General features: G+C 37.5%; 2 protein-coding genes. One reads left to right on the top strand and one right to left on the bottom strand.

What is annotated here, in order from left to right:
* Positions 1-102, top strand: a 102-nt coding sequence (locus tag AC1DCY_RS27255; RefSeq protein ID WP_477349455.1) for an IS3 family transposase, incomplete at its 5' end; no start/stop codon positions are given.
* Between the two features lie 80 nt (positions 103-182).
* Here AC1DCY_RS27255 and AC1DCY_RS27250 read toward each other — a convergent pair.
* Positions 183-638, bottom strand: coding sequence for a hypothetical protein (locus AC1DCY_RS27250; RefSeq protein WP_477355812.1), 456 nt, complete (start codon positions 636-638; stop codon positions 183-185).
* Positions 639-893 lie beyond the last annotated feature (255 nt).

Raw genomic sequence — 893 nt, 5'->3', positions numbered from 1 at the left:
CAACAAGCGATTGAGGATTATATCCAGTTTTACAATAACGATAGATACCAAGAACGATTAAACGGCTTAAGCCCATTAGAATACAGGGCTAAAGCCGCTTAAAAGCTTTTTATTATTTCCACTGTCTACTTGACAGGGAGCAGTTCATTATACGCGGAGGGGTATCTTGTTATTGAAATGCTCTATTGTCCTAAAGAAGCACTTTGGTGAAAATGAGTAGCAATAGATTCAATATCTAGCTCAGTATAGTTTGCCCAATTAGTCTTTCTAAAATCTTCCTCACTAAAGTAAATATTTAAAAGCTCAGTCATAGATTTGTCCCCTTTAGGCTCCGTTAACGGGGCATACCAATTAATAGCTGGAGCTTTAACACTTTGAAGCTTAGACAGCTCTGCAAATATTTTAGTGGAATCCTTCAGCATTTGACTTTTCATACCTTTTTTTACATCAGTATCCTGTATAGAGATTGATACGATACCATTCTTTTCTTCAACAGTGAATTTATTTTTAACGATAGCACCTACTATATCTTCAACGGAAGTATTTTTATCGACGGCAACTTCCTTTGGAGCGGTATTTTTCCCGCAAGCGGATAATAGTAGTGTGGCTAGTAAAAACAAATAAAATAACTTTTTCAATGTAATAACCTCCCTTGTTACTACCATATATGCGCAAAATGGAGGTAAATTATACAAAAAAGAAGGGAGGATATAAAAAATCAATTATGCTTCGGCATAATTATAGCTGACGCTTTGCTTTCGCACAGATAAAACCCTGTTGCTGACGCTTCGCTTTCGCACAGATAAAACCCTGTTGCTGACGCTTCGCTTTCGCACAGATAAAACCCTGTTGCTGACGCTTCGCTTTCGCACAGATAAAACCCTGTTGCTGAC

It is taken from the genome of Lysinibacillus sp. 10T31, assembly GCF_056394365.1.
This window is presented reverse-complemented; position numbering and strand designations above follow the sequence as displayed.